The 18,856-nt window shown below is 60.5% G+C and carries 17 protein-coding genes; 11 read left to right on the top strand and 6 right to left on the bottom strand.

Translation table 11 applies throughout. The features are described 5' to 3' along the window. Positions 1 to 80 precede the first annotated feature (80 nt). A complete protein-coding gene (locus JNO51_RS04635; RefSeq protein ID WP_215781853.1) occupies positions 81 to 1,679 on the top strand; it encodes a glycosyltransferase family 39 protein in 1,599 nt (532 codons plus the stop codon). Positions 1,680 to 1,700: 21 nt separating this feature from the next. Here the strand turns inward: JNO51_RS04635 and JNO51_RS04630 are convergent, their stop codons facing one another. Continuing rightward, positions 1,701 to 2,924, bottom strand: a complete 1,224-nt coding sequence (locus tag JNO51_RS04630; protein WP_215781852.1) for an HD-GYP domain-containing protein — start codon at positions 2,922 to 2,924, stop codon at positions 1,701 to 1,703. Positions 2,925 to 3,272: 348 nt separating this feature from the next. Here JNO51_RS04630 and JNO51_RS04625 point away from each other — a divergent pair, with 348 nt between their 5' ends. Both JNO51_RS04625 and JNO51_RS04620 read left to right on the top strand, forming a co-directional pair. Continuing rightward, the gene (locus JNO51_RS04625; RefSeq protein ID WP_215781851.1) at positions 3,273 to 5,054 is read left to right on the top strand and encodes an ABC transporter ATP-binding protein/permease; all 1,782 of its coding nucleotides are present in this window, start codon (positions 3,273 to 3,275) and stop codon (positions 5,052 to 5,054) included. Between the two features lie 162 nt (positions 5,055 to 5,216). Beyond that, positions 5,217 to 6,110 (top strand): DMT family transporter, encoded by an 894-nt coding sequence (locus JNO51_RS04620; RefSeq protein ID WP_215781850.1) that lies wholly within the window; start codon positions 5,217 to 5,219, stop codon positions 6,108 to 6,110. Between the two features lie 115 nt (positions 6,111 to 6,225). Here the strand turns inward: JNO51_RS04620 and JNO51_RS04615 are convergent, their stop codons facing one another. Then, entirely contained in the window at positions 6,226 to 7,605 is a 1,380-nt protein-coding gene (locus JNO51_RS04615) for an L-serine ammonia-lyase (RefSeq protein WP_215781849.1), read from the bottom strand. Positions 7,606 to 7,843: 238 nt separating this feature from the next. Here JNO51_RS04615 and JNO51_RS04610 point away from each other — a divergent pair, with 238 nt between their 5' ends. Then, the gene (locus JNO51_RS04610) at positions 7,844 to 8,731 is read left to right on the top strand and encodes a hypothetical protein (protein WP_215781848.1); all 888 of its coding nucleotides are present in this window, start codon (positions 7,844 to 7,846) and stop codon (positions 8,729 to 8,731) included. Between the two features lie 3 nt (positions 8,732 to 8,734). Continuing rightward, the gene (locus JNO51_RS04605; RefSeq protein ID WP_215781847.1) at positions 8,735 to 9,064 is read left to right on the top strand and encodes a hypothetical protein; all 330 of its coding nucleotides are present in this window, start codon (positions 8,735 to 8,737) and stop codon (positions 9,062 to 9,064) included. Here JNO51_RS04605 and JNO51_RS04600 read toward each other — a convergent pair. Both JNO51_RS04600 and JNO51_RS04595 read right to left on the bottom strand, forming a co-directional pair. Then, entirely contained in the window at positions 9,046 to 10,131 is a 1,086-nt protein-coding gene (locus JNO51_RS04600) for a nitronate monooxygenase family protein (protein ID WP_252346188.1), read from the bottom strand. The two genes, JNO51_RS04605 and JNO51_RS04600, sit on opposite strands and share 19 nt — an antisense overlap. Positions 10,132 to 10,427: 296 nt before the next feature. Next, on the bottom strand, positions 10,428 to 10,649 hold the full coding sequence (locus tag JNO51_RS04595) for a hypothetical protein (RefSeq protein ID WP_215781845.1): 222 nt from the start codon (positions 10,647 to 10,649) through the stop codon (positions 10,428 to 10,430). A 540-nt stretch (positions 10,650 to 11,189) separates the two neighbouring features. Here JNO51_RS04595 and JNO51_RS04590 point away from each other — a divergent pair. The 5 genes from JNO51_RS04590 to JNO51_RS04570 all read left to right on the top strand — a co-directional run bounded on the left by JNO51_RS04590 (position 11,190) and on the right by JNO51_RS04570 (position 15,946). Then, on the top strand, positions 11,190 to 12,614 hold the full coding sequence (locus JNO51_RS04590; RefSeq protein WP_371822878.1) for an amino acid permease: 1,425 nt from the start codon (positions 11,190 to 11,192) through the stop codon (positions 12,612 to 12,614). Between the two features lie 181 nt (positions 12,615 to 12,795). Then, entirely contained in the window at positions 12,796 to 13,656 is an 861-nt protein-coding gene (locus tag JNO51_RS04585; protein ID WP_215781843.1) for an HDOD domain-containing protein, read from the top strand. A 69-nt stretch (positions 13,657 to 13,725) separates the two neighbouring features. After that, entirely contained in the window at positions 13,726 to 14,427 is a 702-nt protein-coding gene (locus JNO51_RS04580) for a glutathione S-transferase N-terminal domain-containing protein (protein WP_215781842.1), read from the top strand. Positions 14,428 to 14,433: 6 nt separating this feature from the next. Continuing rightward, the gene (locus tag JNO51_RS04575; RefSeq protein WP_215781841.1) at positions 14,434 to 14,976 is read left to right on the top strand and encodes a GNAT family N-acetyltransferase; all 543 of its coding nucleotides are present in this window, start codon (positions 14,434 to 14,436) and stop codon (positions 14,974 to 14,976) included. Next, entirely contained in the window at positions 14,963 to 15,946 is a 984-nt protein-coding gene (locus tag JNO51_RS04570) for a GNAT family N-acetyltransferase (protein WP_215781840.1), read from the top strand. Before JNO51_RS04575 ends, JNO51_RS04570 begins: the two co-directional genes overlap by 14 nt. A gap of 6 nt (positions 15,947 to 15,952) precedes the next feature. Here the strand turns inward: JNO51_RS04570 and JNO51_RS04565 are convergent, their stop codons facing one another. Further along, on the bottom strand, positions 15,953 to 17,572 hold the full coding sequence (locus tag JNO51_RS04565; protein WP_215781839.1) for a mechanosensitive ion channel family protein: 1,620 nt from the start codon (positions 17,570 to 17,572) through the stop codon (positions 15,953 to 15,955). A 62-nt stretch (positions 17,573 to 17,634) separates the two neighbouring features. Further along, positions 17,635 to 18,246, bottom strand: a complete 612-nt coding sequence (locus JNO51_RS04560; RefSeq protein ID WP_215781838.1) for a TetR/AcrR family transcriptional regulator C-terminal domain-containing protein — start codon at positions 18,244 to 18,246, stop codon at positions 17,635 to 17,637. Positions 18,247 to 18,623: 377 nt separating this feature from the next. Here JNO51_RS04560 and JNO51_RS04555 point away from each other — a divergent pair, with 377 nt between their 5' ends. Further along, positions 18,624 to 18,842 (top strand): YdcH family protein, encoded by a 219-nt coding sequence (locus tag JNO51_RS04555; protein ID WP_215781837.1) that lies wholly within the window; start codon positions 18,624 to 18,626, stop codon positions 18,840 to 18,842. Positions 18,843 to 18,856 lie beyond the last annotated feature (14 nt).

Below are 18,856 nucleotides of genomic sequence, written 5' to 3'. Positions count from 1 at the left end.
GGGACAAGCATCTTGATTGTAAAGAAGTATTAATTTACCATTCGCTCGTGGGAAATATTCCCATAAACCATTTTGATGCCATGACACCACCCACCCTTACCCCTGCGCTCGATCGGCCACGCTGCCGGCATTGCCAGACCGAAACCGAGCATCACGAGCGCCAATCCCTGGCCTGTCGTCTTGCACGGCTGCGCCTGCAACAGTGGCAACTGTGCGACCGTTTCGCCGCGGCGATGATCCGGCATCCGGCCCGCCTGTGCCTGCTCAGTGTCATGGTGTGGTATCTGATCAGCCAGATCGCCTTCACCAACCTGGACAGCTATGGCGACATGATCGAAGCCTATGTGTTCACGCCTTTCTGGGAGCTGGGCACCTTCAAGCATCCGCCGCTGACCGGCTGGGTGGCCAAGGCCTGGTTCGCCGTCATGCCGCACAGTGTCTGGGCGTTCTACCTGTTGTCCAGCCTGGGCATGCTGATCGGCATGCTGGGCGTCTGGCGTCTGGCCGACGAATTTGTCTCCCGCGAACGTCAGGCACTGGTCCTGATGGCGCTCAGCCTGACGCTGCCTTTCTCGACCCTGGCGTTCAAATTCAATGCCAACAGTATCCTGCTGCCGATCTGGCCCTGGCTGACGCTGATGTTCGTACGCTCGCTCAAAGGGGCTCATTGGCGGCATGCCATCGCCCTGGGCGTCCTGGCAGCGCTCGGCATGCTGGGCAAATACTACACCGGGGTGCTGCTGGTCAGCATGCTGGCGACGGCACTGGCGACCCGCAGCGGTCGTCGCTGGCTGTGCACGCCGGCCCCCTGGCTGGCCTTGCTGACCTTCGCCTTCTGTCTGCTGCCGCATGTCCTGTGGGTACTGCACCATGGTGACTCGACCCTGGCCTACGTAGGGCGCAAGGCCGACCACCATGTCGACTGGAAGCATCTGTTCAGCTTCCTGCTCTCGCCGCTGACCTATTGCGGTGTCGCCTGGGGCCTGATGCTGGCCGCGGCCTACCGTGGTTCGCTGCGCCAACGCCTCATCGCTTCGCTGCGCCTCAAGGATCGCCGCAATGACGTGCTGTTCTGGCTGACACTGTCCCCGATGCTGATCACGGCCCTGTTTGCCTTGTCGGGCTACGTCAAGCTGGCCTTGCACTGGTCGATCCCCCTGGCCTACATCATGCCGCTGTTCTGGCTGAGCCGGGCATCGGACTGGCAGCCGGAGCGCGCTCGCGCACTGTTGCGGGCCCTGCCGTCGGTCTGGGTCGGGCTGATGCTGCTGGCAGCAGCGTTCAATGTCGGCCAGGCATTGAGTGGCAAGGCATGTCATTACCGCGACGATGCCGGTGCCGCCCGGGCCATCGTCGAAGCGCGTCCGCAACACCGCCTGAGCTGGATCGGCGGCAACTGGCCAGAAGCGGCGATCGTACCCTTCTTCGCCGACGCCTCCGTGCGCGTCATCCCCGGTGTGCCGGATCAGCTGCCGCCTGGCGTGACGCCGGTCGACAACTGGCAATCGCGCCCCGGCGCCCTGCTGTGCCGGATCGATGATGCCGCCTGCCAGCAAAAAGCCTCGGACTGGCTGCAGGGACACGGACGCAGCAAGCACCCGCTGCTGATCAGCAGCGAGCGCGAGGGCTGGCTTTTCCCGCTGAAGGTACCGACGCAATATCTGGTGTACTGGTACTGAGGAGAGCAGGCAGGTCTGTGTTTACAGGGAGTCGGAAAGATAGCGGGTAGGATCCAGGTTCCACTTGCGCGGATCCTCATACCCGATGATGCGATCACCACCGCCGGCACCGAAGGGCCGCGACAGGTCGATCAACTGAGCGGGAATATGAACATTGTTGCGGGTAGAGAAAAAGGCTCGCACCTTGGGCTTGAGCACTTCACTGTCATGGGGCTCGACCACCACCGCGATGCGCCCGCTCTCCAGCTTGACCAGCGTCCCCACCGGATAAATCCCCACGGCGGTCATGAAGGCGCGCATCAGCGTCGCATCGAAATGATGCCGGCTCCATTCCCACATTTTCTTCAAGGCGGCCGTCGGGGGCATGGCGGTGTGATAGCACCGGTCGGAAGTAATGGCGTCATAGACATCGGCGATGGCGGCCATGCGGGCCATGCGACTGATCGTTTCATGCCCCTGGGCATTCGGATAGCCACTGCCATCCAGGCGTTCATGATGATTCAACACCACATCCAGCGCCTCGTGCGGCACGCCCTCAAGTGACTGCAGGATCTCCAGCCCATAAGCGGGGTGTCGTTTCATCACGCCATATTCATGCTCGGTATAGCGCCCCGGTTTGTTGAGAATTTCAACCGGAATCCTGACCTTGCCGACATCATGCAGCAAGCCGCCCACCCCGGCCTGATGCAAGGTCGTGCGATCGCAGTTCAGGGCATAACACAGCGTCACCAGCAAGGCGCTGACAGCGACGGAATGGACCAGGGTGTAGTCGTTTTGCGCACGGACCCTTAACAGCAGCAGCAAGGCGCTGTCATTGCGCAAGGTACTTTCAATGATGGCCCCCACCAGCTCATCCACTTCGGCCATATTGATCGCCTTGCCCATCTTGGCATCCTGCATCACGGTACGAATGATGCGTGTGGCACGGGCACGCAGGCGGCGGGCATTGGGCAGCTCCTCGGCGACCGTCGTGCAACGGTATGGCGCCTCATGACTGACCGCCTCCTGCATTTCCTCCATCAGTTGCTGGCTGACCTCCGCCTCGGTCGGCGCATCGGCATCGTCCAGGCCCCGGGAAGTATCGATATAGAGCTCGTGAATCCCCGCCGCAATGATCTTCTCGATGACCTCCTCATCGGTCACCAGAAAGCGATTGCGCAGGAAAGGATGCGACATCCAGCCCGCATTCAGGTTATGCAGAAACATGCCCGGGCGCAGACGCTCGACGGGGATTTTCTTGATCATGTTGACCGATGCCGGTTAGAGGTTGGACAAAGGAAGCGCCGGAGCACCCTTGGGGGAGAACATAGGCGAAGCGATGATCCTACCCCAATCAATTCACAAAGTTAAATACTATTCTGCCGAGAATTTTGCGCCCGATCAAACGTCCCAGCATATAACCAGTCCTTGTTGGCGCGGCAAAAAACACAGCTATTTACTTACAAATGGCATGAATGATTAATAAGCACTAGCCATCCAGCAGAAATTGACGAATACACACACTTTGCCAACCTGCCCTGCCCTTGCCGGCGCCTCGCTATGCTAGTATCACAAGCCATGATTCATGTTCGAACATAACAAGAAAGGACCGGGATGGATTGGCATCAGGAATTGCTGGCCAGTGGCTGGTGGCTGCTCAAGGCGTATGCCATCGCCGCCGTGCTGTTCGTCGGCAGCGTTGCGCTGCTGGCCCGCTTTACAGAATGGGGAAGACAGTTCTGGAAACTGACCGGCCACTATTTCTCGCCCAGACATTACCCCAAAACCCTGATGCGCCTGGCGCTGATCTTGCTGATCACCCTGATGGCAGTACGGGTCAATGTGCTGTTTTCCAACTGGTACAACAGCTTTTACACCGCCATGCAACAGCTGAACCAATCGGCATTCTGGCGCGAAATGGGGGTGTTCTGCGTACTGGCCACACTGCATGTCGTACGCAGCCTGCTCGATTTCTTCATCAACCAGAGCTTCAGCATTCACTGGCGCGAGTGGCTGAATGAACGGCTGCTGAGCCACTGGCTTGACCGGCAGGCCTACTACCGCACCCAGTATCTGGACCATCCGGCGGATAACCCCGATCAGCGTCTGCAGCAGGACATCTCCAGCCTTGTCAGCGCTTCGCTGGACCTGTCAATGGGGGTGGTCAATGCCCTGGTCTCCATCGTGGCCTATACCCTGATTCTCTGGGGACTGTCCGGCGCCCTGCCGCTGTTTGGCCATGAAGTACCGCGCGGCATGGTGTTCGTCATTTTCGCCTATGTTCTGATCGCCACGGCCTTTGCCTTCCGCATTGGCCGTCCGCTGATCCGGCTGAGCTTCCTCAACGAGCAACTGAACGCCAACTACCGTTACGCCCTGGTGCGGGTACGCGAGTATGCCGAGAACGTGGCCTTCTACAGTGGTGAAAAAATCGAGGGTGCGCTGCTGCGCAGTCGCTTCGCCGATGTCATCGGCAACGCCTGGCGCATCGTATTCCGTTCGCTGAAATTCCAGGGTTTCAACTTTGTGATCAGCCAGACGGCGGTGGTGTTTCCTTTCATCATCCAGGCGCAGCGTTTCTTCGCCAAACAAATCACACTGGGCGACATGGTGCAGACCGGCCAGGCATTCGGCACGCTGCATGACAATCTGTCTTTCTTCCGCAATGCCTACGACAACTTTGCTTCCTACCGCGCCGTACTGAACCGTCTGTCCGGTTTCGATCTGGCCGTCGAGCAGGCCAATGCCCTGCCGGTGCCGGACCTGCGAGCCGAAGGCCGCCGGGTCGCGCTGGAAAACCTGACGGTTCGACGTCCGGATGGACGGGCACTGGTGACCTCGGCCAGCCTGGAAATCCCGGCCGGACAGCCCCTGCTGATTCGTGGCTGCTCAGGTGTCGGTAAAACCACGCTGCTGCGGGCCATGGCAGGCTTGTGGCCCTACTGCGAGGGCCAGATCATCCGGCCAGCCGAGCGCGTGATGTTCCTGTCGCAGAAGCCCTATTTGCCCCTGGGAACACTGCGCGAGGCGCTGTACTACCCCCATGCCAGCGACGGCAATGATCAGGCGGCCCGGCAGGCGCTGCAGGATGTCCAGCTGGGCTATCTGGCCGATCGCCTGGACGAGCCGGCTGACTGGAGTCATATCCTGTCACTGGGCGAGCAACAGCGCCTGGCCTTTGGCCGCATTCTGGTCGGTCTCCCCCAGGCGGCCTTCCTCGACGAGGCCACGTCCGCCATGGACGAAGCGCTGGAGCTGGCGCTGTATGCCATGCTGCGCCAGCGCCTGCCGGATGCCGTCCTGGTCAGCGTCGGACACCGCAGCACCCTGCTGCAGCATCACCCCCTGCAACTGCAATTGGAGGGTGATGGCCGCTGGCAAGTCGTCACCGCCTGAGCTTGCGGGCGGCCCCCGGCTCGGGGCCGCCCCTGCCTGACACACCCCGCACGCCCCCTTTCCCCATTCATCTCTGCCCCTTCAGCATCTGGTGACAAGGTCGATTTGCCAGCCATGGTTCGGGTCGATAGACTCGAAATGAATATTGATTAGGGCTAGAAAATGAAAAACGATAAAAAACAACGCTACAAAGGGATGCTGTGGATTGTGCTGGCTGCCTGTGGTTACGGCAGCATGGCCTTGTTCGCCCGACTGGCCTATGCCGATGGAGTCGACACCACCTCGCTGCTCGCCTTGCGCTTCCTGCTGGCCGCGCTGTTTCTCGGCCTTTGGGTCAAGAAGCAGCATATTCCCGTACCTCAAGGCCGGGATCGCTGGGCCTTCGCCGGGCTGGGTGCGTTGTTTGCCTCCATGGCCTGGACCTACTTCTCGGCACTGCATTACGCCAGCAGCGGCCTGGTGGCCCTGCTGGTCTATGTCTATCCGGTGATGGTGGCGGTTCTGGGAGGGCTGCTGGGTCTGGATCGTTTTGGCCGGGCGGAAACACTCGCCCTGCTGGCCTGCAGCGCCGGTCTCTACATGCTGCTCGGTCACGCCCTGCACGCCGGCAACCCGCTGGGCATCGCGCTGCCGCTGTTGTCCGGTTTGCTGTACGCGGTGTACATCCTGTGCAACAGCCGATTCGGACAGGGGGCTCATCCACTGGGTGCCGCCTGGGTCGTCATCTGCAGTGCTGCCGTCATCGACAGCGCCATTGCACTGGCCATGCATCTGACCCTGCCGGCCAGTCCGACCGGCTGGGGCGCACTGCTGGCCCTGGCCTGCTTCAGTTCGGCCCTGGCCAACTCGGCTTTTCTGATCGGCCTGCGTCATGTCGGTCCGACCATGGCCTCGGTATTGTCCACCCTGGAGCCGGTGGTAACCGTCAGCCTCGGCATCGCCTTCCTGGGCGAATCACTCAGCCCGAGCGCACTGCTGGGCAGCCTGCTGGTACTCGGCGCCGCCAGCGGGCTGGCTCTGGCACGAGCCCGCTTCGTACCGAGCTGTCCGACCTAGACCCGCCAGCACAAGCGCTTCCTGGCGCTTGCCATAAAAATCGGGGGTCAGGTCTTGTATTTTGCATCCGGATGCAAAATACAAGACCTGACCCCCGACGTTCAAGACGACTGCCTCAGCACTCGATCACATTCACCGCGAGACCGCCGCGAGAGGTTTCCTTGTACTTGTCCTTCATGTCCGCACCGGTTTCACGCATCGTACGGATCACTTTGTCCAGCGAGACGAAGTGGTGGCCATCGCCAAACAGTGCCATGCGGGCCGCATTGACCGCCTTGACCGAGGCCATGGCATTACGTTCGATGCAGGGCACTTGCACCAGGCCGCCGATCGGATCGCAGGTCAGCCCGAGATTGTGTTCCATCCCGATCTCGGCCGCGTTTTCGACTTGTTCGATACTGCCGCCCATCACCTCCGCCAATGCACCGGCCGCCATCGAACACGCCACCCCGACCTCGCCCTGGCAGCCGACCTCGGCACCGGAAATCGAGGCGTTTTCTTTATACAGGATGCCGATGGCGCCGGCGGTCAGCAGGAAACGGATCACGCCGTCATCGTCGGCTCCCGGGTAGAAGCGGGTGTAATAGTGCAAGACCGCCGGGATGATGCCGGCAGCGCCATTGGTCGGTGCGGTGACCACCCGGCCGCCGCTGGCATTTTCTTCATTGACGGCCAGGGCGTAAAACGAGACCCAGTCCAGCACGGTCAGCGGATCCTTCAGCCCGGCTTCCGGTCGGCTGATCAGCTTGCGATACAACTCGGCGGCGCGGCGTTTGACCTTCAGGCCGCCGGGCATGATGCCCTCGCGTTCGGCACCTCGACGCACACAGGCCTGCATGACTTCCCAGATGTTCAGCAGGCCCCGCCTGACCTCTTCCTCACTGCGCCAGACCTTTTCGTTCTCCATCATCAACTGGCTGATACTCATGCCCTGCTCGCGACACATGGCGAGCATTTCCTTGGCACTGTGAAAGCGATACGGCAACTCGGTGCTGTCCAGTGCGATGCGATCCGCCCCGGCCGCCTCCTCGTTGACGACAAAGCCTCCGCCAACAGAATAGTAAATTCGGGTAAAGACGACGGCGCCAGCGGCATCATACGCCGTGAAGCGCATGCCATTCGGGTGATAGGGCAAAGTCTCGCGACGGTAGAGGATCAGGTGTTCTTTTTCCACGAAAGCGACCGGATGCACCCCCAGCAGCTTGAGCTGACCGCTGGCGCGGATCCCGGCCACGCGGGGTTCGACACTGTCAGTATCCACCTGATCCGGCTCCTCGCCCTCCAGCCCCAGCAGGACGGCGACATCCGAGCCGTGGCCACGACCGGTGGCCCCCAGCGAACCGAACAGTTCGCTCTTTACGGCAGTGACATCCTTCAGAAGATCACGATTACGCAGACAGTTGGCGAAACGACAAGCGGCCCGCATCGGGCCGACTGTGTGAGAACTCGAGGGACCAATCCCTACTTTGAACAAATCAAAAACGCTGATGGCCATGGTTGCTACCCTGTTATTTTGCTTATTGAATGATAGATCTGTATGAGTCCGGCGCCATTTAGTCCGGACAAGGGACCCACGGAATCTATTCACTTCAAATCACGCTGTCAAACAATCAACGGTATCCAAATGCCTCACGCAACGACCATATAGTAATTTATGTTAATCTAATAAACACATTAAAAAATCAACAAGGTTTCGCCATGCACACTTGCGCTTCGACGTCAGGAGATCACTGATGACAACCCGCTCTCCCTGGCTGCGACTCGGCAGCCAGCTCGCCCTGATCATCTGCCTCGCACAATCTGCCATTGCCGCGGACAGCTCGCAGGCGCAAGCCAGCCAGCCATCGATTCAGACGCTGACCATGCTGCTGGCCGGCAATCAGCCGCAGTCAAGTCGCCAGGCGGCTGCCGAGCAGGCCGCCGTCATGCTGCTGACCCGACAGAACCTGCACAGTCTCGACCCGGACAACCGCCTCGGCGCCGAAGGCACCAAGGCGGTCACGGCGCGGCTGACCCGAGATATTCGCCCGGTGGTCCATCAGGTGTTTGCCAGCCTGCCGGCCTCCCAGTGGCGCCACACACTGGCGCAGGCGCTGCAGGAAAACCTGAATCAGCAAGGCGTCGACCGCCTGCTGGTCTATTTGCGCAGCCCGGCCGGGCAGCAGTACCTCGCCTTCAACCGGGCGCTGGATCAACTGGTTGGCGAAGGGCTGAGTCAGATGACCTCCACCCCCATTTCGATCCAGCGAGATCAGATGCCGGCGCCGGAGCTCATGAAGCAGCGACAACAGTTACTGGCCATGTCAACCAATGTGCGTCAGTTGCGCCATGCACACCCGAGTGGCAGCCCGGCTGCCCTGGGGGTGATCTGCGACCTGCTGGCCGTTCAGCGCGGAGCAGCACTGGACCAGCTGGCCAGACAATACGGGAAGTCACTGCCGGCCTTTGCAGCCTTCCAGCAATCGGAAGAGGGCCAGGCGCTGAGCCGGGCATTGTGGCGCTGGAGCAATTTGCAAAGCAGCAATGTAGAGGCCTCGCTGCATCAGGCCGCCAGCGACCTGGCGTCACAACAGGCGGACTGGCAGGCACTTACCCGACAATGGCTGAACGAGAAGAAGTGAAAAATGATTCCATCCCCTGCCAAACTTGAGGAAATCGAGGTGACCTACCGCCATGCCCTGCGCATCTGGTGGGCCATCCTCTGGCGTACCGCTCTGCTCAGTGCGCTGAGCAGCCTTGCCCTCGATCACCTGGAAAGCTCAGCCGCAAGACTGCTGCTGCCGGGCGAACTGCCGACCATCAGTCACTGGTGGTCGACATTCTGTCTGGTACAGGGCGCGATCCTGGCAGCCTTGATCGGCGTTGCCATCCTGCGCCTGATTCTGCGGCGGCACTTTGACCATTTCCGCATCGTACTGGCCAAGCATCAGTCGTATTACACCGAGCCGTTCTGAGCCCGGCGGGCAGACCATCCGGGCAACAAGGCACGCCATTCGGCATCCAGCCGGCGCACCAGTGCACCGGCCGGCATGGCGCGTGCCATGGCCACCCCCTGGCCGGCCCATAGCGACTGTTCGTCAGCCCGCCCCTGGCGGGCGGCGGCCTGACGCAATGGCGCCGTCAAGGCGTTCTGCAGCGGATAGGCCGGTACCTCGTCCTCGCAGGCTGACATCTGTTCGATAAAAGCATTATTCAGGCCACGCGCCGCCCGCCCGGAAAATACCCGTGTGACCCTGGTCTGATCGTCTTGCGCCGTCATCAGCGCGGCACGCCAGGCAACATCAATGCCGCTTTCCTCACACAGCAGAAAGGCCGTTCCCATTTGCACGGCCTGCGCACCGAGCAGCAGACAGGCGGCGATCCCCCGTCCGTCCATCACCCCGCCCGCCGCGATCACCGGGATCGACAGCCTGTCGACCATCTGCGGCACCAGGGCCATACTGCCGATCAGGCCGGCCTGCCCCGTCACCAGAAAGCTGCCACGATGTCCACCTGCCTCGGCACCCTGGGCACAGACGGCATCGGCCCCTACGGACTGCCAGGCCAGCCCCTCTGCCACGGTCGTCGCCGTGCCGATAACCCGGCTTCCGGCCCGATGGCAGCGCTGAACCTGTTCGGCACTCAATATTCCGAAGGTGAAACTGAGCCAGGCAGGCGGGTCGGCCAGCACGGCCTCCAGCTGGGCTGAAAAGTCTTCACACCAGCGATCTGGCTGCGGCACGCTCAAACCATGGCGCTGATAAAACGGTGCCAGACGGGCTCTCGCCCTCTCTACCTCGGTGGGTTCCGGCGCCGGGGGGGGCAACACAAAGAGATTGACGGCAAACGGCTGGTCCGTCAGTGCGCGGACGGCCTGCATGGCCTGCGTCATCGCTGTCGGACCGAGCATACCGGCCGCCAGTGAGCCGAGGGCGCCGGCCTGGCTGACGGCGGCAACCAGGGCAGGTGTCGTCGGGCTGCCGGCCATCGGCGCCTGAATCAGGGGAATGGGTAAGTTCAGGCTGTTTGGAAGCGGGCTCATCCGGGCAGACTCCATCGCATAGACACGGCCAATCAAACACACCACCCATACTACATGACTCGCCGGACAAAACATGACATTCAACTAGGACAACCGAAAAGAGAGCCCATCGCTCGCCTGGACAGAGCCGTCAGCGACCCATCGCTCAACCCTGCGGCAGGCGTGACGAAGGCGGGAATCATCGGCAAATAATGATATGTAGGCAAAACCCAACAAACACCTATGTTGTATGGGTTGCCACCGGCGCCCAAACCACCCCGGCAAACCATCAAAGTGCGGTAAAAAAACCACGCTTTTCAATCAGAATTATCCGTGCAAATCACCATATAGCGTGCTTTGCCGTTCACGCTGGAAAAACCTGCTTTTTTGTTGCGCATTTCGTCTTGCGCCGTGCAAGTTTGTGGTCTAGCATCGCGCCCCATGATGACTTTCGACTTGACCGCCACCACGCATAACCCCGCCGCCTGCGGGGTGGTCGCCGTGCGCCTGGTGAACAGGTTAAGTAAGCCGAAGCTCATCTGACCGGAACAGCCGATTCCATCAGATGAGCGTGATGGAATCGTTGTCCCGGGGTTTGCTGTCTCTCTCCCGTCCGACCTTTTTTCCCGCCCATTTGTCAGAATCGACTGCTGCGCAGCAGTAAGCCCTCTGGCGTCTTTGCTTTGCAATGTTCGGCTTTTATCGTGAGCACTCCCCCCCGGGATGATTACGCATAAAAAAAGAGACCGAAACAGTCAAAAAGCATTAATCCAGGCTTACAGATTGCGTTTTCCGGTGTTGAATGAAGACAGGGGGTCTGTCTTCATCCATCCGCAGGGGTGGTCCGTTGTTGTTGGGAGAAAGAGGTGTCCACACGGGAGTGGGTGGAGACTTCTTGGTTGTAAAACGCCCTCGGGTCTCGCTGGTACCCGGGTCATTGATGGTTTGTCACGAGGCAAGCCCAACCGGTGCGGAAAAACCGAAGAAACCGCATCGATAACAACTAGGAATCAAACATTATGGAAAAAAACCGGGAAACGCCTGGACTGCGGCGTGAGCTCCAGTCACGCCACCTGTCCATGATTGCAATCGGGGGTTCAATCGGCACGGGTCTGTTCCTTGCCTCTGGAGCGACCGTGGCTACAGCCGGCCCGGGCGGAGCCCTGCTGGCCTACGGTGTTGTCGGCCTGATGGTGTACTTCCTGATGACCAGCCTGGGCGAAATGGCCGCCTACATGCCGGTATCCGGTTCTTTTCAAGTGTACGGATCGAACTTTGTCGATCCGGCTTTCGGTTTTGCGCTCGGCTGGAACTACTGGTACAGCTGGGCGGTGACCATCGCCGTCGAATTGTCAGCCGCGTCCATCATCATGCATTACTGGTTTCCGGCAACACCGGGATGGATCTGGAGCGCCTTGTTCCTCGGCATTATCGTTGCCCTGAATTACTTCTCGGTCAAAGGATTCGGTGAGGCCGAATACTGGTGTTCACTGCTGAAAGTGATCACCATCCTCATCTTCATCGTCCTGGGCCTGCTGATGATCGTCGGGATCATGGGTGCCCCCGTGGTGCATGGCATGCACCCCGGCCTCGGCATTTTCACCCTGAGCGGATCTTCCTTTGTCGGCGGCATACCTGCCTTCATCAGTGTGTCGATGATCGTCGGCTTTGCCTTCCAGGGCACCGAGCTGATCGGTGTCGCCGCCGGTGAGGCGGATAATCCCAAGGCCACCATCCCGCGCGCCGTCCGTCAGATCTTCTGGCGTATCCTGATGTTCTACATGCTGTCGATTCTGGTCGTCGGCATGATCCTGCCTTACAACGACCCGTCGCTGCTGAAGAATGGCATGGAAGACGTGGGCGCCAGCCCGTTTACCCTGGTGTTCCAGCGTGCCGGCCTGGCTTTTGCCGCCAGCCTGATCAATGCCGCCATCCTGTCGGCGGTGCTGTCGACCGGCAACTCCGGCATGTATGCCTCGACCCGCATGCTCTACACCATGGCGCATAACGGCATGGCCCCCAAGGCATTCGGCAAGCTGTCCAAGAGCGGCGTGCCGCGCAACGCGCTGTATGTGACCACGGCCATTGCCGGTCTGTGCTTCCTCAGCTCGCTGTTCAACAACAACGATGTCTATCTCTGGCTGCTGAACTCGGCGGGGATGACCGGCTTCATTGCCTGGCTGGGTATTGCCGTCTGCCACTACCGCTTCCGCAAGGGCCTGGTTGCGCAAGGCATCGAGCTGGAGAGCCTACCCTATCGTGCCCTGCTGTTCCCGTTGGGTCCGATCTTTGCCTTCAGCCTGTGCATGCTGATCATGCTGGGTCAGGACTATGCCGCCTTCACCAGCACCAAGATCGACTGGAACGGGGTGGTCGCCACCTACATCGGCATCCCCTTGTTCGTACTGTTCTGGCTGGGCTACAAGTACAAGCACCGGACGCGTGTCGTGCCGCTGCAGGAGATCGATTTCCAGGGTGCCCGCATGGCGGATGCCCAGGATTGATCCGGACTGGCTGATTGCCGGTTGACCAGAACGGGTGCCCGCAGGCGCCCGTTTTGCATTCTGGCTGCGATCGTGCAAGGATCTGCCTATAACTCGATTAGGGATTCTGTGCGTCCCGTTCGGCCGGAGTAGTGGGCCAAGCCGGACGCCAGACGATCATTGGCAGGCAACGGGGTGAATAATGAGTGTCGATCACGGACAAATCAGCGCAGCAGAACGCGACAAACTACTGAAAAACCTGGTGATTCCGCCACGGCCGTCGGTACTGGACAGCCTGCTCAAACTGCGGGACGACCCGAACGTCAATCTGCAGAAAATCGGACAAGTCATCGAGTCGGACGTCGCACTGTCCGCCGCGGTCCTCAAAGCCGCCAACAGCCCGCTGATTGCCCATACCCGCACGATCAGCTCGGTATCGCAAGCCATCAACATCCTCGGCAGTAAAAACGTGGTCAGCCTGATCAGCGGCCTGGTGCTGCGCAGCCGCCTGACCGGCGATGCCCCGGCCAGTATCGAACAATTCTGGGAGCGTGCCATGCTGACGGCACAGATCAGCAAGGCGCTGTGCAACCATATCGTGCATACCCCGGAAGATTGCCAGACCTATGCGCTGTTCCATGGCTGCGGCATCGCCCTGATGCTGATGCGCTACAAAAATTATGAGCGCACCCTGCAACTGATCGAGATGGCTTCGGATGGCCGCAGCGCCAAAATCGAAAACGAACTGCATGGCACCTGCCACGAGATTGTCGGCTATCTCGTGGCCCGCGCCTGGAACATGCCCGAGACATTTTGTCAGGCCATCCTGCTGCAGCATGATGCGACCGTTTACGATCCGCAATCCGATCTGCCGATTGACCAGCCCATGCGCCTGTCGATTGCCATCACCCGTGCCGCGCTGCATGTCTGGCGCACACTCACGCCCGGCAATGTCGACGCCGGCTGGGATGAAATCAAGGAAGGCGTGCTGCGGCTGGTGGCGCTGGACGAAACCGAGTTCGACGACTGGGCCGATCACATGCACCACAAACTGGCCGTCTGACAACGGCCACACCTCGCGGACAGATTCCTTTATGCTAGATGGCTCAGTCCGTCCTCTTGAGGAGCCAGCATGACCGATCTGTCCGCTTTCCCGATTACCCGCAAATGGCCGGCACAACATCCCGACCGCCTGCAACTGTATTCACTGCCCACGCCGAATGGCATCAAGGTTTCTGTATTGCTGGAGGAAACCGGCCTGCCCTACGAGGCGCATACTGTTCACTTCGACAGCAATGAGCAGTTGTCACCCGAATTTCTGTCGCTCAACCCCAACAACAAGATTCCGGCCATCCTTGATCCGAATGGACCGGACGGCAAGCCGTTCGGCCTGTTTGAGTCTGGTGCCATCCTGCTGTACCTGGCAGAAAAGACGGGGCGCTTCCTGCCCGCCGACGCTGCAGGCCGCCATGAAACCATTCAGTGGCTGATGTTCCAGATGGGCGGCGTCGGGCCGATGTTTGGCCAGCTGGGGTTCTTCCACAAATTTGCCGGTGCCGCGTTTGAAGACAAGCGTCCGCGTGACCGCTACGCCGCCGAGGCCCGTCGGCTGCTGGGGGTACTGGATCGTCATCTTTGCGGCAAGGACTGGATGATGGGCCAGGCCTACACCATTGCCGACATGGCCATCCTGCCCTGGGTACGAACCCTGCGCGACTATTATCAGGCGGGCGATCTGGTCGGCTATGGTGACTTTGCCGAAGTCGAGCGCGTCCTGCAGACCTTCCTGGCACGCCCCGCAGTCCAGCGTGCGTTGGACATCCCGCCGCGTTAAAAGCACATGGCCCTCAATGCCGAGATCCGCTCAGCCCGGGAAACCGATGCCGACGGCTTGTCCGCACTGGCCATGCTGGTCTGGCTGCATACCTATGCAGTAGACGGCATTGAGCCAGACATGGCACGCCATGTGCTGCATTCATTGAGTCCGGCACAGTTCCGGCGCTGGCTGGCCGACCCGCAGCAACGGATCCTGCTGGCCGCGGACGGCCCGCGCCTGCTCGCCTATGCCCGGCTGAATCGCGCCCCGGCCGGCCCCATCCCAGAAGTGGGGGGCTGCGAACTGGAAACCCTGTATGTTCACCCCGGCTTCGCCCGCCGGGGTCTTGGCCAGCGCCTGCTGGCCGCCTGTCGCACAGCGGCACCTGCCCCCTTGTGGCTGAGCATCTGGGCATACAACACGGCCGCCCTGCACTTTTATCTGGCTCAAGGCATGCAACAAGTAGGCGAAACCACCTTTCGCTTAGGCGATATCGATCACCCGAATCTGCTGCTGGCAGACACCTTGTCAGCTTTCCCTCACCATCATGCCCATGACCCTGACTGAACACGCCCTGCCTCCCGACGGCTTTCTGTCAGGTTTCGCCGATGACGAAATCTTTTACCGCGCCTTTGCCGAAGGCTGTCTGCCCGGCTTTGAGCATGGTTTTTTCAGTATCGAACAGGATGGTCGGCGGCTGTGTACGCTGCCCTACTTCGTGACCGATTTTCAGCTCAATACCATGCTGTCCGACGGCTGGCTGAAATCAGCGCTGGCATGGCTAACCGTCCCGATGGCTTGTGTCGGCCATCCGGTGGCCGATTTTGGGCGAGTCGAGGGCGAATTGACCCCCGAGATCACCCGGCTGGTCAGTGACCGACTCAAGCAAAAGGGCCAATTGATTGCCTGGAAGGGATATGGCGCCGATCTGGCCTTGCCGGAATTTACCCGGGTCGTCGGCCTGCCTGTGCCGGTACTGAAGCTGAATGGCAACTATTACGGCTCGCTCAGGAGCGACAAGCGCAATCTGCTGAAACGCAAACTGAACAAAGCCTCGGCATTGCGCTATGTGCTTCATGACGGACTGCCGGAGACCGAGCTGGAACGCCTCTATGCGCTCTATCTGCAGACCTGGCAGAAGGCACCAGTCAAATTTGGCCGGCTCGAACCGGCGTATTTCCGGCGCACCAGCGCCAGCAGTACCTATCTGTTGTTCTATCAGGATGACCGGCTGATCGGGTTCACCCAACTGCTGGGCAAGGGTGATCAGATGATGAATATGTTCATCGGCATGGATTACGCACACAGCCATGAGCATGGTTTGTACTTTGCCATGTTCATTCGATCGGTCGAAGTCGCTCAGGCACGCGGCTGCCGGGAAATCGAACTGGGAGCCACCAGCTATGGCTTCAAGCGCACGCTCGGCGCGACCGACCATCCGACCTGGAACTACTTCTTCCATCAGTCGCCATGGGTTAACTGGCTGCTGGCGAAACTGCGCCGCGTGCTGGAGCCGTCCGCAGACGAACTGAAGTAAGTCCGGCTATGGCGGTGACGCGGGCGGCAGATGCCAGTCCTGTGGCGCCACCACCTTGGGCGTGGCACTGTCGGCCATGTAGTGCGGCGACATGATCTGCACCCCGTAGTGATTGAACACATCCTGGATCCTGGCATGCAGGGCGGACAACACATCCACCCTGGGCGGGCCCTCGTGCGACAGCACCACCACCAGCCGGTAGACCGGATAGAAGTCCTGCAACGCCGTCTGATAAACCCTGGCAGGCGGCTCGGACAAGATGCCGGGCGTCTGTCCGGCGGCCTCCAGGAGCATGGCCTCGACCTGACGCCAGGGCGTGTCATAGCCGATACTGACGCTCGTCTCCAGCAAGACCCCGCCACCGGATGCCCGCCGGGAGTAGTTGCGTGTCACGCTGCCGGCAATCAGGGCATTGGGCAAGGTCAGTTCGATGCCGGTACCGGTGCGAATACGGGTGGTAAACATCCCGGCCTGCTGCACGGTGCCCTCATGCTCACCGATCTGGACATAATCCCCCGGGCGAAAGGTCCGTGTATAAGTGAGGATCAGGCCGGCGGCACCCTGGCCCACAATACTGGAGGCACCGAGTGTCACCATCAACCCCAGCAAGACCGACAAGCCCTTGAAGGCCTCGGTCTGGGCGCCGGGCAGATAGGGATAGGCCATGGCCAGGGCAAACAGCCAGATGGCAATCGCCAGCAGGCGCCGCGTCGTGGGCAGGGTATCGCTGTTCAGCCAGTTGCCACTGGCACCGCCTTCCGCCAGTCGCTGGCAGACATGCCCCACCAGTCCGACCACCAGCCTGGCCAGGAAGAAAATCACCAGTGCCACCCCCAGACCGGGCAAGGCACTGATCACCGCATCGAACAGGCGCTGCGCCAGCGCCAGGGACGACTGGTTCAGCGTCTCGCCCCAGGGGCGGGTATAGGGAAAGCGCAGCAGCACAAAGCTCAGCCAGCGATAGCACAGCAGCAAGACCAACAGGCCGTTGAGCAGTGCCAGCAAACGCCCGAGCAGAGGGTAGAGGTAACGGCGCTCGATCAGCTCGACATTGCCGACACGCAGGGCACTGACCTTGCGCTCGGCGAGACGGAGCAGCAAGGCCGCCAGCCAGCGGCGCAGTCTGGCCAGTCCCCAGAGCATCAGCAGCAGCCACAGCGTGGCCAGCCCGCTCCACAACAAGGCCAGCAAAACCGCATGCAGATTGCTGGCCTCCCGGGTTTCCGCCACCACCCGTTCCAGCTGCGCCGCAGCGGCCGTGGCCACCCCGTTGAGGGTTTCCTGCCGCAAAGGATCCACGTCGCCCGGGCTGATCACAAACACCAGCCGGTTTCCCAGCAACACCAGCTGTCCGAGCGGATTGGGCTGCAGTTGAACAGTCAGCGGTCCGTCCTGAGCCAGCATTTGCTCGACCAGCACACGGGCCCGCTCGGCGCGCTCTTTGGGCGAGGCCCCGAACAATGCGGTCCGGAAGGTAAAAATGGGGCGATGGGCAACCAGCAGCTCAGCGCTGTCGGCCGAGGCCATGACAGCGGCACTGGCCTCGGTCCCCGGGGCCGGGGATGGCGATGCCGCAGCCAGGGTACACCACAGACACGACAGCAGGACAAGAAGACATCGACGCATGGGCTCTCCGACAATTCCGACCGTGTATAGCGGAAAAGTAGCACATGCGGATCAAGCGGGCATCAGGCGTTCGCGGTGGGAAGATAAGCACAGAGAAAGACCGCGACGACCTCGGCAACATGTTCGGCCAGCACCTCGCGCGTCGGACGTGGCGACACATCCAGCATGGCCAGCATCAGGAAATCACCCTCCAGCAAAGACAAGAGATGGCGGGCGCAACGCCATGCATCGGCCTGGCGCAAGCGTCCGGCCTGCATCTGGGTCTGCAGAAAGTCCGCCAGCCGCCCCTGCCCCTGCTTCGGCCCCCGTTCGTAGAACAGCTTCCCGACCGGCGAGCTGCCGGCCTCTGCCATCACGCTGCGACGCATGGCCAGCAGATCGTCAGCCAGAAGCGTCGGCAACAGTGCCAGACCGAAATCCTGCAGGGAGGCCTCCAGGTTGCCGTCATAACGCAGATTGGCAAAAGCATCGGTGAAGCGCGAGGCACAGTGCGCATCCATGGCGGCCATGAACAGGGCTTCTTTGGAGGGATAGTAACTATACAGCGTGGCCTTGGAGCAACCAGCCTGCCGGGCAATCTCATCCATCGCGCTGCCTTCGAAACCGTGACGCTGGAAGACGGTCAGCGCTGCCTGCAGGATACTGTTGCGCTTGGCTTCACTTTTGACTCGCATGACCACCCTTAATTAAACCAATGAGTACAGTTTACTTGACAGCCACCCACCGTCAAGCCTATAACTATACCCGACGGTTTTGTTATCGCAGCCAGGTTGAGCGACCAGGCTGCGACCTAGCCGTTTTCACCGTGTTTCGTTTTGGCCCGGCCTTGTGCCGGGCTCTTTTACGTCAGCCAACCGCACCGACCTGACGACAGTCAGGCGCCCAAACATCGAGTTTCGCACCTTGGCGGCGGCGACAGAACCGATTTTCCTCCTCGAAACAGGATTGTTTGCGTCATCGCAACAAGCTTTCACACCACACCGGATTTCAGCTGTTATTTACCGCACATCGGCGTAGTCTGGGGACATGGCAACCAGGCAAAGGAGGTTCGATGTTTAGAGAGCACCGAGAACTGATTACCCATCTGAAACAACATGATCGGCATTTTGAGCGTCTGTTCGATGAGCATAATGAACTGGATCAACGTATTCAGAATGTCGAGAATGGGCAGGAGCACCTGGGACAGCTGGAAATCGAGACCCTCAAGAAGCAGAAATTGCTGCTGAAGGATCAGATCTACGCGATCCTGCAAGAAAAGTCCCGAGCCTGAAGCGCGCCAGGTCA

The organism is Paludibacterium sp. B53371, from assembly GCF_018802765.1.
Taxonomy (GTDB): domain Bacteria; phylum Pseudomonadota; class Gammaproteobacteria; order Burkholderiales; family Chromobacteriaceae; genus Paludibacterium.
This window is presented reverse-complemented; position numbering and strand designations above follow the sequence as displayed.

Excerpts from the sequence above, each read along its gene's own strand:
- JNO51_RS04610 (WP_215781848.1), top strand. The coding sequence starts at position 7,844 with ATGACAACCCGCTCTCCCTGGCTGCGACTCGGCAGCCAGCTCGCCCTG.
- JNO51_RS04575 (WP_215781841.1), top strand. The coding sequence starts at position 14,434 with ATGGCCCTCAATGCCGAGATCCGCTCAGCCCGGGAAACCGATGCCGAC.
- JNO51_RS04620 (WP_215781850.1), top strand. The coding sequence starts at position 5,217 with ATGAAAAACGATAAAAAACAACGCTACAAAGGGATGCTGTGGATTGTG.
- JNO51_RS04600 (WP_252346188.1), bottom strand. The coding sequence starts at position 10,131 with ATGAGCCCGCTTCCAAACAGCCTGAACTTACCCATTCCCCTGATTCAG.
- JNO51_RS04570 (WP_215781840.1), top strand. The coding sequence starts at position 14,963 with ATGACCCTGACTGAACACGCCCTGCCTCCCGACGGCTTTCTGTCAGGT.
- JNO51_RS04580 (WP_215781842.1), top strand. The coding sequence starts at position 13,726 with ATGACCGATCTGTCCGCTTTCCCGATTACCCGCAAATGGCCGGCACAA.
- JNO51_RS04590 (WP_371822878.1), top strand. The coding sequence starts at position 11,190 with ATGATTGCAATCGGGGGTTCAATCGGCACGGGTCTGTTCCTTGCCTCT.
- JNO51_RS04615 (WP_215781849.1), bottom strand. The coding sequence starts at position 7,605 with ATGGCCATCAGCGTTTTTGATTTGTTCAAAGTAGGGATTGGTCCCTCG.
- JNO51_RS04635 (WP_215781853.1), top strand. The coding sequence starts at position 81 with ATGACACCACCCACCCTTACCCCTGCGCTCGATCGGCCACGCTGCCGG.
- JNO51_RS04605 (WP_215781847.1), top strand. The coding sequence starts at position 8,735 with ATGATTCCATCCCCTGCCAAACTTGAGGAAATCGAGGTGACCTACCGC.
- JNO51_RS04585 (WP_215781843.1), top strand. The coding sequence starts at position 12,796 with ATGAGTGTCGATCACGGACAAATCAGCGCAGCAGAACGCGACAAACTA.
- JNO51_RS04565 (WP_215781839.1), bottom strand. The coding sequence starts at position 17,572 with ATGCGTCGATGTCTTCTTGTCCTGCTGTCGTGTCTGTGGTGTACCCTG.
- JNO51_RS04630 (WP_215781852.1), bottom strand. The coding sequence starts at position 2,924 with ATGATCAAGAAAATCCCCGTCGAGCGTCTGCGCCCGGGCATGTTTCTG.
- JNO51_RS04560 (WP_215781838.1), bottom strand. The coding sequence starts at position 18,246 with ATGCGAGTCAAAAGTGAAGCCAAGCGCAACAGTATCCTGCAGGCAGCG.
- JNO51_RS04595 (WP_215781845.1), bottom strand. The coding sequence starts at position 10,649 with ATGAGCTTCGGCTTACTTAACCTGTTCACCAGGCGCACGGCGACCACC.
- JNO51_RS04625 (WP_215781851.1), top strand. The coding sequence starts at position 3,273 with ATGGATTGGCATCAGGAATTGCTGGCCAGTGGCTGGTGGCTGCTCAAG.
- JNO51_RS04555 (WP_215781837.1), top strand. The coding sequence starts at position 18,624 with ATGTTTAGAGAGCACCGAGAACTGATTACCCATCTGAAACAACATGAT.